This window comes from Campylobacter sp. IFREMER_LSEM_CL2127 (assembly GCF_025771745.1).
Lineage (GTDB): Bacteria > Campylobacterota > Campylobacteria > Campylobacterales > Campylobacteraceae > Campylobacter_D.
In genome coordinates this window covers 26318-41085 of record NZ_JAKMQV010000010.1, presented here as the reverse complement: position 1 = coordinate 41085, position 14768 = coordinate 26318, and the positions used below count along the sequence as shown (strand labels likewise).

The 14768-nt window shown below is 29.9% G+C and carries 14 protein-coding genes; 5 read left to right on the top strand and 9 right to left on the bottom strand.

The features are described from left to right. Positions 1–20: 20 nt before the first annotated feature. The 9 genes from L8V77_RS06645 to rpsU form a co-directional block, all read right to left on the bottom strand. Positions 21–440: a PepSY-like domain-containing protein gene (locus tag L8V77_RS06645; protein ID WP_263702374.1), complete on the bottom strand. Its 420-nt coding sequence runs from the start codon at positions 438–440 to the stop codon at positions 21–23. Positions 441–503: 63 nt separating this feature from the next. Then, positions 504–2216, bottom strand: coding sequence for an ATP-binding protein (locus L8V77_RS06640; protein ID WP_263707244.1), 1713 nt, complete (start codon positions 2214–2216; stop codon positions 504–506). An 8-nt stretch (positions 2217–2224) separates the two neighbouring features. Further along, entirely contained in the window at positions 2225–2704 is a 480-nt protein-coding gene (locus L8V77_RS06635) for a hypothetical protein (RefSeq protein ID WP_263682800.1), read from the bottom strand. After that, a complete protein-coding gene (locus tag L8V77_RS06630; RefSeq protein WP_257936082.1) occupies positions 2701–3192 on the bottom strand; it encodes a YajQ family cyclic di-GMP-binding protein in 492 nt (163 codons plus the stop codon). The genes L8V77_RS06635 and L8V77_RS06630 overlap by 4 nt, the downstream gene beginning before the upstream one ends. Beyond that, positions 3182–4114, bottom strand: coding sequence for a D-2-hydroxyacid dehydrogenase (locus tag L8V77_RS06625; RefSeq protein ID WP_263702377.1), 933 nt, complete (start codon positions 4112–4114; stop codon positions 3182–3184). The genes L8V77_RS06630 and L8V77_RS06625 overlap by 11 nt, the downstream gene beginning before the upstream one ends. Further along, positions 4114–5286 (bottom strand): glutathionylspermidine synthase family protein, encoded by a 1173-nt coding sequence (locus tag L8V77_RS06620; RefSeq protein WP_263707243.1) that lies wholly within the window; start codon positions 5284–5286, stop codon positions 4114–4116. The genes L8V77_RS06625 and L8V77_RS06620 overlap by 1 nt, the downstream gene beginning before the upstream one ends. Positions 5287–5295: 9 nt before the next feature. Further along, complete coding sequence (locus L8V77_RS06615) at positions 5296–5913, bottom strand: UPF0323 family lipoprotein (RefSeq protein ID WP_263707242.1); 618 nt, start codon at positions 5911–5913, stop codon at positions 5296–5298. A 72-nt stretch (positions 5914–5985) separates the two neighbouring features. Then, on the bottom strand, positions 5986–6591 hold the full coding sequence (locus L8V77_RS06610; protein WP_263707241.1) for a LysE family transporter: 606 nt from the start codon (positions 6589–6591) through the stop codon (positions 5986–5988). A gap of 42 nt (positions 6592–6633) precedes the next feature. Next, complete coding sequence (gene rpsU / locus L8V77_RS06605; RefSeq protein ID WP_002780697.1) at positions 6634–6846, bottom strand: 30S ribosomal protein S21; 213 nt, start codon at positions 6844–6846, stop codon at positions 6634–6636. A gap of 185 nt (positions 6847–7031) precedes the next feature. Between rpsU and ccoG the strand changes: the two genes are divergently transcribed. The 5 genes from ccoG to L8V77_RS06580 all read left to right on the top strand — a co-directional run bounded on the left by ccoG (position 7032) and on the right by L8V77_RS06580 (position 14767). Beyond that, positions 7032–8408, top strand: a complete 1377-nt coding sequence (gene ccoG, locus L8V77_RS06600) for a cytochrome c oxidase accessory protein CcoG (RefSeq protein ID WP_263702379.1) — start codon at positions 7032–7034, stop codon at positions 8406–8408. After that, positions 8405–9031: a TetR/AcrR family transcriptional regulator gene (locus tag L8V77_RS06595; protein WP_263682807.1), complete on the top strand. Its 627-nt coding sequence runs from the start codon at positions 8405–8407 to the stop codon at positions 9029–9031. The genes ccoG and L8V77_RS06595 overlap by 4 nt, the downstream gene beginning before the upstream one ends. Positions 9032–9112: 81 nt before the next feature. Further along, a complete protein-coding gene (locus tag L8V77_RS06590; protein ID WP_263702380.1) occupies positions 9113–10210 on the top strand; it encodes an efflux RND transporter periplasmic adaptor subunit in 1098 nt (365 codons plus the stop codon). Further along, positions 10210–13332, top strand: a complete 3123-nt coding sequence (locus L8V77_RS06585) for an efflux RND transporter permease subunit (RefSeq protein ID WP_263707240.1) — start codon at positions 10210–10212, stop codon at positions 13330–13332. Before L8V77_RS06590 ends, L8V77_RS06585 begins: the two co-directional genes overlap by 1 nt. Continuing rightward, the gene (locus tag L8V77_RS06580) at positions 13325–14767 is read left to right on the top strand and encodes an efflux transporter outer membrane subunit (protein ID WP_263707237.1); all 1443 of its coding nucleotides are present in this window, start codon (positions 13325–13327) and stop codon (positions 14765–14767) included. Before L8V77_RS06585 ends, L8V77_RS06580 begins: the two co-directional genes overlap by 8 nt. The last annotated feature ends 1 nt before the right edge of the window (position 14768 follow it).

Below are 14768 nucleotides of genomic sequence, written 5' to 3'. Positions count from 1 at the left end.
TTGTTGAAAGGATTAAGTGATTAATCATCAAATTTTTGACCTAAAATATTACCTTTAAAATCTGTATAAATTTCCATCATATTATTTGTTCTGAATTTATAACCATTAATTCTTTTATCTACTTCTACAATAGCTGCATTTGGTTGCGCTGCTTGCACTTTTGCAACAACTTCTTTTGGGATAAATCCTGTTGGAATGCCTTTGTATTTACCATCAACTTCTTTCCAGTCTCCATTAATGATAAAATCAATTTCTGTTCCATCAACCAAATTTACTTCGTAAGAATCCACGTCTTGTTTTACATAACCTACATTTACGCCTTTAAAATGAGTGTTTAAAAACTCTTGAGCCTTTTGAGGTAAAGCACTTGGACTAACAATCATATCTGCAAACATAGAACTTGCACAAACCAAACTAGCCAACATTAATTTCATTTTCATTTTTTCTCCTTTAAATAAAAGTTGAAAGAATGATATTATTTGCTTGTGAAATTTGTGTGAATTTTAATTTTTAAAGCCAACTATCTTATTTTTATCAAATGAAGATTCTATTTCTTTTTCTATAGTATGTAAAAAATCACTCATTTTAAAAACACCATCTTTAGAAATAGCCGCTTTTAAAGCCGTATTTTTAACCACCATTACAATTTGAGCTCCACTTAATTCATATGAGGCTATTTTTTTTAAATCAAAACTACCTTCAAATTTAGCATTTTTAGGCAAAGCTTTTTGCCATATCATTAAGCGTTGTTCGTAATTTGGCTTTTTAAATTCTATTTTATACTCAAACCTTCTTGAAAAAGCCACATCTAAACTTTCTAAAAAATTAGTTGTTGCTATAATAACTCCACTAAAGCGCTCGATTTGTTCCAAAAAAATATTTTGCATTTGATTATGCATTTTATCAGCACCGCCACTGCTTTCTACTCTAGTACTTAAAAACTGATCCGCCTCATTTAAAAGTAAAATAGGGCTTTGCTTACTTGTTTGACAAAGCTCTTTATAAGTATCAAAAATCTTTCTTACATTTTGTTCACTCTCGCCCACATATTTACTTAAAATTTTCGAGCAATCAAAACTCAAAATGGATTTTTTCATAGCTTTTGCCATACTTAATGCACTCATAGTCTTACCCGTACCAGCAGGGCCATAGAAAATTATCTTAGCTTCTATATTTTTATTAGTTTTTATACCCCATTTATTTAATCTTTCTAAAACCTTTTTATCTTGTTGTTTTAATATACTTTCTAACAAATCTTTAGTACTTTGGGGCATAATAACATCATCTATATTGATATTTGGCTCGATTAGCTCAAAAATATCTTGCTCTTTAACCAAATTTTGAAGTTTAATTTTTTTATTCTTCTTTGGTTCTTTAAAATTAATAATTCTTTGTAAAATATCATCACTTAAATAAAAAATCTTAGCTATATCACCCAAAGAATTAACAAATTCATCATATTCTAAAAGATTTGAACCAAGTAGCTTAGAATCTTCTTCTAATAAGGCTTTATTTTCTTGCTTTTGAGCCTCATCCTCGCTAATTAAATGAAGCAAAAAATTAAAATCTCTACTATAAGAATTTTCAGTATTTAGCAAATACTCTTCTTTTAACAAACTAATAAATATCAAACATTCATTATCGTTTAAAGCATATTCTTTAAAAATCTCTGCTAAAACATTAGAAATTTTACTTTTCTTTAAACGCTCTTTAATGTATACTTCAAATATAGCTATATCTTTTTTAATATTCTTGCTTTGAGAGCTTTTAGCAAAAAAACGCAATCTTTGATAAAGCTCGATTTTAAAAAATTCATCTTTTAAATATGCAATATGATCTTCATAAATTTGATCTTGCATATAATCTTGTATGGTTTTATTTTCTAAAACTTGTAAGAAAACTTCACTTAAACTTAACTCACATTGTAGCAAATTTAAAAGCAAGCTTGAGTTTTTACTTGCTTTAAAATCAGAAAAAATTTGAACAATAAAACCTTTTTCTATAAGATTTTTAAGATCTTTTAAATGATCTAAATACTCATACTCATCATTTTTAAAAACTTCGCTAAGAAGATTATAAGCATTAATACTTGCATTTGCCTGCAAATAATTTTTGCATAAATGCTTTAAAATTAAAATTTCATCTTCACTGCATTGTAAGTTTTTATAAATATTGCTTTTAAAAGTATCATTAAGAAAAAGTTTTAAATCTTTCATATTTTCCTTTATATTGACTTTATGCTAAATTTGATTTTGGATTTTTTATCATTAAAACTCATATTTTTATCACAAACCTCATAAAAAATATCATAATTTTTACTTACAATCTTTTGAGTAAAACCACAAGAAGTAGTTTGTTTATTTTTTCCATAAAAAATAGGTCTTTTGTAGATTAGATCTTGTAAAAAATCATCATAATATTCATTATTAAAAAATCTGTTATTAAAAAAAGTTTTTGCATAGCATATGCCATTAACACAAATTTTATCGCTAATTTTTAATTCAAGTAAGGCTTTAGAAGCACTATAAAGCTCTAAACTTGTAAATTTTTTTCCCTCATATAAAAAACCATAATCAGCAAATTTAAACTCTGGAGTTTTTAAAATAACATAAGTACTTTGTGCTTGTGTTTTGCTTTTTAAAGCACAAGAGCTTAAAAAAACACACACAAAACACAAAAAAACTATTTGAAGTAAAGTTTTCATTTAAGGTTTTTAAAACTAAGATTAAGTTCTAAATTGAGTTCTTTTACTATTTTCATCACGCTTTGCAAATCATCAATTTGCTTACCAACTACGCGAATTTCATTACCTCTAATGCTTGAAGTTACCTTTAGCTTGCTATCTTTTATAGCTTTATTAATCTTCTTAGCACTATCAGTATCAATAGCGTCATTAACTTTTAAATTCAGTCTAAAATTTGCTCCACTTTCTCTGCTTAACTCTTTAATACCATTAGGGTTTATCCCTCTTTTAATAAGCTTTGAAATAACAATATCTTTTAACACTTCAAGCTTTGCTTCACTAGAGCAAGTAAGCTTATAAACACTTTCTTTTTCATTTAACTCTATTTCACTTTTAATGCCTTTTAAATCATATCTACTATCAAGCTCTTTTTTAGCTTGTTCTAAAGCATTTTTTAACTCTTGCTTGTCAATTTCCCCACTAATATCAAAACTATGTTCACTTGCCATTTTCTATAAACTCCTTAAGATTATTAAATACAATTTGGACTAAATTTTGTATGGATTCTTCACTTGCCCATGCAACATGTGGAGTGATGATTAAATTTTCTTTATTTTTAATACCAAACAAAGGATGATTTTTAATCATAGGTTCTATTTCAAGTACATCAAGCCCTACTTTGATATTTTTTTCATTCATAACTTGAGCTAAATCTGCTTCATTAATGATTCCACCACGTCCTACATTAATCAAGATAGCCTCATCTTTTAAAAGCATTAGTTCTTTTTTACTTAATAAATTTTTTGTCTTATCATTCAAAGGCGCATGTATGCTAATTACATCACAAGTTTTTAAAAGCTCTTCAAGGCTTACTTTTTCATATTCATCATTATTATTAGTCCCTGAGGTAGAATAATAACAAATTTTAGAACCAAACATTTGAGAAACCTTAGCTACTTCCTTACCTATAGCTCCAAGTCCTATAATACCATGTTTTTTACCAGTTAAAGTATGCAAAGTCTTACTAAAATCACAAAACATTTTACTCTCACACCATTTGCCTTCTTTACTCCATTTATCATAATATGGAATTTGATTTAAAAAAGCAAAAAGCAAGGCAAATGTATGGCTTAAAACACTTTTTGTAGAATAACTAGCTGCATTTTTTACCACTATACCTTTAGAATTTGCATAAGCTACATCTATATTATTTACCCCTGTACCAAGTTGTAAAATAAGTTTTAGATTGGTGCTATCAATCACTTTTTTATCAATGATGATTTTATTTATCATCACAACTTGCGCATTAGCTATTCTTGCAATAACCTCATCTTTAGAAGTTAAGTCATAACTTACAAACTCGCCAAGACTTTCAAAAACCGTTAAATCCGCTCCACCTAAGGTAGCAGTATCTAAGCATACTATTTTCATTAATCTTTTACTATATGTCCTACAAATTTAGAATAATTATCAAGCACCAAACCACCTTTTCTAAAACCTAATCCACAACCCTCATAAGCAAAGAAAACTCCTGCTTGATAATAATCATTTTCATTTTTGTTAAACTCAGCAAATTCTTGATATACAAAGCGATTATTTTGATAATCCCCCTTTGTTTCAAAACTTACATCTCCATTAGCTTCTATAATAGAAACATTGGCTCCTTCTCTACCAAAAACAGGTTTTTTAACACATTTTTTACCCACTAAAGGTTGATCACTTGTTTCAAGCAATAAAGGATGATTTGGATAAAGCTCCCATAAAATTTTCATTATACCCTTACTTTGAAAAAGTAAAGTATAAGCAGGATTTAAAATGATTGCCTTTTGATTTTGCATGATTTGAGTTAAAAGCATAGCAAGCTCACCCTCTTCTATGGCTATACTCTCCCAAGGAATGAGTTTGAAAAAATACTCAAAATTTACATCATTTTTAAAAACACCTTCGGGCGAAAATTCAACCTCATCAATATAAGAAAACTCACTCTCAAAACCTGCTTCACTAGCAATGTGTGCTAAAAGTTTGGTTGTGATCATATCCTCATCACTGCCTGCAATTGAAGAAAATAATATCTTCCAACCTTCATAATATTTTTCAAACTCACTTACATCTTCTTCTAAAGTGATAAGTCTTTTAAAATTATCTTTTAAGGCTTCATATATATTATTAAATTGCGAGCTTTCATCTAGGTTATTTTGCTTTAAAATAGCCCATTGTAAAATAGCACTTTCAAATAAAGATGTTGGAGTATCAGCATTAAATTCTATTAGCTTTATAGGCTTACCATCAAGTCCACCTGCTAAGTCAAATCTACCATATAAATGCCAATGCACATCATTTTCCCAACTCATCTTAATCGCATCAACCAAATTAAAAGGAATTCCAAGCTCATCAAAACGATCATTATCAATCACTTCTTGCGCAGCAGCCACAAACATATCATAAAGTTCATTTACTGCTTCATAATATGCATTTGCTTCACTTTCTTTAACACAAACTAAATTAGAATCTAAATAATCACTTCCATCATTATCTGTATGCCATGAAAAGCCTATTTGATCTAAATATGATTTTTCTAAAGGATTTACTTTTAAAAAATTCATTTTACACCCTTAAGAGCCAAAAGAGCTAGAAGAACTTGAAGTAGCTTTAGAACCACCACCAAAAAAGCCTGATTTTTTCGCACTTGAGCTTGAAGTAGCACTTGTACTTGCTTTATTAAAACTATTTACACTTCTTTGATAAGCACTTTGATTTGAAAATGCTCCTCTTTGTTGATTTGCAAAATTTTGATTATTAAAAAGCTTTGAACCTATCCAGCTACCAAGTATAGCACCAGCTGCACTTGCAAGCAATGTTTCACCTAAAGAAAGTCCTCCGCTACTCATTTGAGCATTGTTTGGATTTGTTAAATTTGAAGTACCATTGTCTATTTTAGCAGCTTCTTCTTGGATTAATTTATCCATTTCTTCTTTGCTTAAAACTCTTTCTGTGCCATCAAGTTGTTTTAAAACCACCCTAGTTTCATCACTTGGAAATTGATCTTTGATTTTGTATTGATTTGGAGCGGTTTCTTCAATGATAACAAAAGCACCTTGAGTATTTGCTGCTTGGCTTAATGCATTATTAGAATCATTTGTATTGTTGCTACACGCACTTAAAGCACCGCCACTTATAGCAGCAATACCACTTATCATACTAAGCTTAAGTATAGTTTTTATATGTTTCATAATCTTTCCTAAATTTATAAGTTTAACTTAATAAGATTTTAACAAAAAAAGTATTAATAAAAATTAATTGCTTTAATTTATCATAATCATTAAATTACTACTTAAAATAAACACAGCAAAAGCAAAAAATATAAAAGCACTTAAATAATCAATAAGTTTTAAATTCTTTTGATAAATTCTTATCATGAAAGGTTTTGAAAACAATAAAGAAATCAAAGAAAAGTAAATTATAGTTTCTAAGATCAAAACAAACACTAATACTATCAGCATCCATCGCATTTGGGCAAAATCAAAACTTGCAAAAACACTAGCAAAATAAAAAATAACTTTTGGATTTGATAAATTTGTTATAACGCCACTTAAAAATGTAGATATATGAGTTTTTTGAACTTTTATATTACCTATTTTTGCATTTTTATAAATCCCATAAGCTAAATACAAAAGATAGCAAGCTCCAAAACTTGATAAAACGATTTGCAAAAATGGAAATTGATGAAAAATCACACTCAAACCGAGTATAGAAAGTATAATCCACATACTCATGGCCAAACTCACACCCAAACTTGCTTTTAAAGCACTTTTAATACCTTCTCTTAAAGCACAAGAACTTACTAAGAAAAAATCAGGTCCTGGTAAAATAAGTCCAAAAAAATGAATGATTAAAATCCAAAGAAACATAAAAAATAATCGAAGAAAAGCCGAAAATTCGGCTTTTTGGTATTAGAGTCTTGACTCGTAGCGTCTAAGCATATAAAGTCTTTTAAGCATTTTTTTGCGTGCTGAAATTTTTTGTTTTTTGCGAATTTCAGTCATAGGCTCAAAAAATCTTCTTGCGCGAACTTCAGTAACAACTAGATTTCTATCTACTTGTTTTTTGAATTTTCTATACGCTTCATCAAAAGACTCGTTAGGATGTACCTTGATTCCTGGCACGACCCTCACCACCTTTCGTTAAAAATTTGAAAGTTTTGATTATACCATAATTTTACTTGAAAATAAAATTTATTTTTGTAATAATTACATAAATAAAAATTAAACATAAATTCTTAATTAAGACAAAGTTTGGTTTAATTTTTCTAGTATTACAATTAAAAAAAATATTTTACAAGGAAATCAAAATGAGTGCCTGTGTCACTAATTATACTAAGAAAAGATATATAGCTTATATCGTTTCCATGGTTATTTTCATTGCTTTGCCTTTTATCAAAATCAATGGAAATCATTTCTTTTTATTAAGTTTTGATCATAAAAAACTTAATTTATTTTTTATAGCTTTTGATACCCAAGAGCTTTATTTAATGCCATTTCTTATTATGGGTATGTTTTTAACCATACTTTTTGTTACTACCTTAGCAGGAAGAATTTGGTGTGCATGGAGTTGTCCTCAAACCATTGCTAGGGTTATTTATAGAGATTTATTGCAAACAAAAATATTTAAAATACACAAAAGCACAGCAAACAAACAAAAACAAGTAGATGGATTTTTTATCAAAAAAGCTTTAAGCATTGTGATTTTTTATCTTTTTTCTCTATTAATGATGAGTGCTTTTTTATGGTATTTTGTACCACCTGAAGATTTTTTTGTATATATTCAAAATCCTGCTGATCATTTATTGCTTTTGGGAATTTTGTTTTGTGCTTCTTTGGCCTTTACTTTTGATATAGTGTATTTGGGTGAAAAATTTTGTGTTTATGTATGCCCTTATGCAAGAATTCAATCTGTAATGTTTGATAATAATACCGTTCAAGTCATTTATGATGATAAAAGAGGTGGAGTGATTTATGATGGGCATACTAAACTTTATCAAAAACCACCACAAGGTGAATGCATAGGATGTGAAGCCTGTGTAAAAATTTGCCCTACACATATAGATATACGCCAAGGAATGCAACTTGAGTGTATTAATTGTCTTGAGTGTGCTGATGCTTGCTCGAAAATTCAAGCTAAATTTGATCGCCCTAGTTTGATTAATTGGACTAGTGCAAAAGCTATTGAAACAAGAGAGAAGGTAAAATATTTTAGATTTAGAACTATCGGATATTTAGTAGTTTTATGTGGTGTTTTTGCGGCCTTAGTTTTAATGGGAAGCAAAAAAGAAAATATGCTTTTAAATATTAATCGCTCTAGTGAGCTTTATCAAATTAGAAAAGCACATGATGGAGAATTAATTATTAGCAATGCTTATGTATTTTTATTCCAAAACACTGATAATAAAGCACATGATTATTATTTTGATGTGAAATTACAAGGTATTGATGATGGTTTAGAAATCATTAGACCAAAAAAACCTTTTAAATTAAAAGCTGGAGAAAAAGATAAACAAATAGTTGTACTAAAAGCTACTAAAAAACTAGCTGATAATGATAGAAAAGATACCGTAATACCTTTAACTATTAAAGCATATGCACTTGATGATAAAAATATCATAATCACAAGAGAAAGTAATTTTGTCTATCCTAAAAACTCAATTATAGAGCACAAAAAACACCAATGATAAAAAAACTTTCTTCAAAATCTCAAGCAAGGCTTGAAAAAATCAAACAAATTGCTGCGGAGTCGTTTTTAGAAAACGGCTACGAAGCAACTAATCTTAAAGATATTATCAAGCAAGCTGGTGGTTCATTTTCTTGTGTATATGAGCATTTTAAAAGTAAAGAAGGTTTATTTGAAGCGGTTTTAAATGATTTTGCAGAAAATCATTTTCTAGCTATTTTGAAAAAAAATATGCAACTTTCACCCAATGCTAATTTAGAAGAATTTTTATATCAATTTGCTAAAGCTTATTTGGGAATTTTTAATGACGCTAAAACCATAGCTATAGTAAGGCTTTTATATTCTGAAATTTATAATGAAAAATTTGATTTTGGGAAGTGGTTTAAAGGAAGCAATAGAAAAGAAGTAGAATATGTTCTTCAAAAAAGATTTGAAGAAGAAAATAATGAAAATTTAGCCAAAAATGCTGAATTTTTAAGCTATACATTTTGTGCTATGCTTAGGGGAACCTTTTTTATACAAAGTACTTTTGAAAATAAGGTTTTAATGAGTAAAAAAGAGCAACAAAATCATGCAAAAAAAGTTGTTAAGCTTTTTACTCAAGGAATTGTTAATTTTAATTAACCAAAGATTGATAGAATAACAATCATACAATTTTGTAATATAAATTACTTTTTTAGCTAAATAAATAATTTAAGGAAACCAATGAAAACAAAACTTTTAACTCTAGCTTGTGCCTCGCTTATATTTGTAGCATGCTCAGATAATAAAAATGCACAAGTTAAACAACTCCCTCCTCAACCTGTAAGTATTATGACTATGCAAAGTGCTAATTTACCTTTAGAATTTACTTATCCTGCAAGATTAAGCACTGAGTTAGATGTGGTGATCAAGCCTAAAGTAAGCGGTGAAATCAAAGCAAAATATTTCAAAAGTGGCCAAGCTGTTAAAAAAGGCGATAAGCTTTTTCTTATAGAGCCTGATAAATACCAAGCAACTGTAAATATGGCTTATGGAGATGCTTTAGTCGCAAGAGCAAATTTTGATGATGCTGAAAAAAATTTCAAAAGAGATCAAATTCTAATAGAAAAAAATGCTATTTCACAAAAAGAATTTGATGCAAGTTTGGCTAAATTTAATTCTACCAAGGCTAATTTAGAAAGTGCTAGAGCAAAGCTTGCTAATGCAAGATTAGACTTAAAATACACCGTGGTAAGCGCTCCATTTGATGGGGTTTTAGGAGATGCGCTAATGGATGTGGGTGATTATGTAAATGCTTCATCAACCGAGCTTGTACGCATTACAAACATTAATCCAATCTTTGCAGACTTTTATATTTCTGATGTAGATAAAATCAATATGAATAAAAATATTCAAAGTGGCAACTGGCAATTAGAAAATATCCAAGTGCAAGCTAATGTTGGCGGTGAGCTTTTCAATGGAAAATTGTATTTTATAGATAGTGTTATAGACACTCGTAGTGGTGGAGTAAAAGCAAAGGCTATTTTTGATAATAATAACTCAAGCTTAATGCCTGGTTCTTTTGCAAATGTTCATGTTGGTGGTTTTGTTCAAAAAGATGGTTTTGAAATTCCTCAAGCTGCACTTTTACAAGATGATAGCGCTACTTATGTTTATACCTTAGTAGATGGAAAAGTAGTTAAAACTATTGTTAATGTTATCTATCAAACTTCTGATAAAGCAATCATTGATAAGGGCTTAAAAAATGGCGATAAAGTGATTTTAAATAACTTCAAAAAAATCCGACCTGGTGCAAGCGTTAGCGTAATGGAGAATAAATAATGTTTTCTAAATTTTTTATAGAAAGACCTGTATTTGCTTCTGTTGTAGCTATTATCATTTCTTTAGCAGGGATTATAGGGCTTTATTCTTTACCTGTGGAGCAGTACCCTTCTCTAACTCCACCCGTTGTAAAAGTAAGTGCAAATTACTCAGGCGCTGATGCTCAAACAGTGGCTCAAACAGTGGCTATTCCTCTTGAAGACGCAATCAATGGGGTTGAAAATATGATTTATATGGATTCAACTTCAAGCTCTTCAGGCGATATGAGCTTAAGTGTGTATTTTAACATAGGTACAGATCCTGACCAAGCAACAGTTGATGTTAATAATAGAATTTCAGCTGCTATGGCAAAACTACCTGAAGATGTTAAAAAAACCGGTGTTAGTGTAAGAAAAACTGGTTCAAGCATTTTAGAGGTTGCTACTTTGTATTCTCCTGATGGTTCTATGGATTCACTTGAAGTATATAACTATGCTGCATTAAATATCTTAGATGATCTTGCTAGGGTTCCTGGTGTGGGTAATGCTGTGGCTATTGGCTCAAGAAATTATTCTATGAGAATTTGGCTTAATCCTGATTTATTAAATAAATACCAAGTTACTGCAACTGATGTTATCGCTGCAGTTAGTGAGCAAAATGCTCAATATGCTACTGGTAAGATAGGTCAAGAGCCTGTGGTAGAAAGATCTCCTTATGTGTATTCAGTAACTATGCAAGGAAGGTTAAAAAATACCAAAGAATTTGAAGATATTATCATAAGGGCCAATAGTGATGGTTCTTTTTTAAGACTTAAAGATGTGGCTGAAGTTTCTTTGGGCTCAAGAGAATATACATTCAATGGTAGATTAAATGGAAATGACGCTACTCCTATTTTGATTTTCTTACAAACTGGAGCAAATGCAGTAAGTACAGCTGAATTAGTACAGAAAAAATTTGAAGAACTTTCTAAAAGTTTTCCTGAGGGCTTAGCCTATAAAGTGCCTTATGATACAACTATATTTATTAAAGCTTCTATTAAAGAAGTGGTAAAAACTTTTTTTGAAGCACTTATTTTAGTTGTGATTGTAATGTATTTATTCTTAAAAAATTTCCGCTCAACTATCATACCTATGATTGCTGTGCCTGTTTCTATTTTAGGAACTTTTGCAGGATTATATGTCTTAGGCTTTAGTATTAACTTACTTACACTTTTTGCTTTAGTTTTGGCCATTGGTATTGTTGTTGATGATGCGATTATTGTGGTTGAAAATATCGATAGAATCATGCATGAAGATCCAAATATAAGCATAAAAGAAGCAGCTATTAAAGCCATGGATGAAGTTGCTGCACCTGTTGTATCTATCGTTCTTGTACTTTGTGCAGTATTTATACCTGTTTCATTTATATCTGGCTTTGTGGGAGAAATTCAAAGACAATTTGCTATAACCCTTGCAATTTCAGTTACAATTTCAGGTTTTGTAGCTTTAACTCTAACTCCTTCTTTGTGTGCGATCTTTTTAAGAAGAAACGAGGGTGAACCATTTTATTTTGTGAAAAAATTTAATGATATTTTTGATTGGTCTACTGAAGTTTTTGGAGCCGGTGTAGCTTATATACTTAAAAGAACTGTACGTTTTGTTGTGATATTTTTTCTTTTAATAGGTGGTTTATATGGATTATTTAAATTAGTACCAAACTCACTTGTTCCAGCTGAAGATCAAGGAAATTTTTTAACTATTGTTAATCTACCAGCAGCATCTTCTCTTAATAGAACTACTCAATCCATGGATGCTATGGCAGAAGAATTGCGTAAAAATGAAAATATAACAAATGTTGTAGGACTTATAGGTTATGATCTTTTTACAGGCTCTTTAAAAGAAAATGCTGGAGCAATGTTTGTAAATCTAAAAGATTGGAGTAATAGAGATACTAGTAGTTTTGATTTAACAGGAATGTATAATAAACAATATTTCTTAAATCCAAATTTCCAAACTTTCTTTGTTAATCCACCACCAATCCAAGGTTTAAGTTTAACCGGTGGTTTTGAAATGTATGCACAAAATCGTGGTGGTAAAAGCTATGATGAAATTCAAGCAGATGTAAATAAATTAGTTGAAGCAGCAAATAAACGTCCTGAACTTAACAATGTAAGAACGACACTTGATACTAATTTTCCACAATTAAAATTAGAAATTGATCGTGATAAGGTAAAACTTTATGGTTTAAATTTAGCAGATGTATTTAGCACGCTAAATGCTACTATAGGAACTTATTATGTGAATGATTTTTCTATGCTTGGGAAAAATTATCGTGTAAATATTAGCGCCATAGGAGATTTTAGAAATACACAAAATGCCTTAAAAAACATCTTTGTTAGGGCAAAAGATGGTTCTATGATAGCCTTAGATAGCGTTTTAACACTTCATAGAGGGGTTGGGCCTGATGATGTAAAACGCTTTAATATGTTCCCATCAGCACTAGTACAAGGTGATCCTGCTCCTGGTTATACTTCAGGACAAGCAATCGATGCTATTGCGCAAGTTGCTAAAGAAACTTTAGGAGAGGATTATTCTATTGCTTGGGCAGGTTCAGCTTATCAAGAAGTTACAAGTAGTGGTGCAGGTCAAGTAGCTTTTGTACTAGGACTTTTATTTGTATTTTTAATTCTAGCAGCACAGTATGAAAGATGGCTCATGCCTTTAGCAGTAATCACTGCTGTACCTTTTGCGGTGTTTGGTTCTTTACTTCTTGTATGGCTTAGAGGCTTAGAAAATGATATATATTTTCAAACAGGGCTTTTACTTTTAATAGGTCTTTCAGCTAAAAATGCCATTTTGATTGTTGAGTTTGCTATGGAAGAACACCTTAAAAAAGGAAAAAGCATTTTTGAAGCTTCTATTAGTGCGGCAAAATTAAGATTTAGACCTATTGTAATGACTTCATTGGCATTTATTTGTGGTATTTTACCTTTATACTTTGCTTATGGAGCAGGAAGCGCTAGTCGTCATGCAATAGGTACGGGTGTCATAGGGGGTATGATAGCAGCTTCTACTATAGCCATTTTCTTTGTACCTTTATTTTTCTATTTGCTAGAAAGTTTTAATAAATGGCTTGATAAAAAAAGAGGTAAAATCAATGCGTAAGTTAATAATTTTTGCAAGTTGTTTTTTAATAACAGCTTGTAGTTTAAAACCAAATTTAGAAATCAAAGATGTAAATTACACTAAAAGTTTAGATCAAAACATTAGCATTAATAAACAATGGTGGAAAGCTTTTGATGATAATTATTTAAACACCTTAGTCGATCAAGCTTTAAAAAACAATAACGACTTGCAAATTGCATATATGAATTTACAAAAAGCTTATGAAACTTTAGGTATAGCAAGAAGCGATTTGCTTCCTAAGCTTGATGGGAGTGCTAGTGGAGCAAGAGGAAAAACTAGCATTAATGCTCCAAGCAACAAAAGCAATGAATTTGTCTATGGTAATGATTTTAACATGGGTTTAAATTTAAGCTATGAAGTAGATTTATGGGGCAAATACAGAGATACTTATGGTGCTTCAAAAGCAAAATTGCAAGCTAGTGAATTTGACTATGAAAGTGCGAGATTAAGCTTAATTTCTAATGTAGTAAAAACTTATTTTAACCTAGCAAGTTTAAGCGAGCAAGTAAAAATTTTAGAAGAAACAACCCGAAGTTATCAAAAAACTTATGAATTAAAATTAGAGCATTTTAAACTTGGAGTAATTAGTGAGTATGAGCTTAACAAATTTAAAGCTGAGCTTGAAAATTCAAGAGTTTTACTCACAAATGCCAAAATTCAAAAAGAAGCTAACACCAAAGCTTTAAAAATCTTAACTTCAAATGATATTGATGATATACTTTATAATAGCATAGAGTATAAAAAAATAGGACAATACGAACTTAGCATACCTGAGGGCATTGGCAGTGAAATTTTACTTCAAAGACCTGATGTGCAAGCTAGTTTAAAAACTTTAGAAGAAAAAAACTATCTTGTTGGAGTAGCTAGAACTGCATTTTTACCAAACCTTTCTTTAACAGGACTTTTGGGCTTTCAAAGTAATGATTTAGATCTTTTAGTCAAACATGGAAGCAATACTTGGAATGTAGCTGGAAATTTTGCAATGCCGATTTTTCATTGGGGTGAGATTATGAATAATGTTAATATTGCAAAACTTACCAAAGATGAAGCATTTTTACAATATGAAAATACCTTAAAAACAGCCTTTGGGGAAATAAGACTTGCTTTATTTAACCGCCAAAGCTATTATGAAAATGAGCAAAATTATAAAAATTTATTTCTAGCTCAAAGTAAAATTTATGAAATTTCCACCTTAAGATATGAAAATGGTGTAATTAATTTAGCTGATTTTTTACAAGATCAAAGAAATTACCTAAATGCTAAACTTTCTTACACTAACTCATCTTATGAGCTTGCAAATTCTATCGTAGATGTTATGAAAGCTTTTGGTGGAGGATTTAACGCTAAAGAAGAATCAAAAGAAAATATCAAAGCTATGGAAGAAAACTTAAAGGAAAACTTTTATAACAACTAAG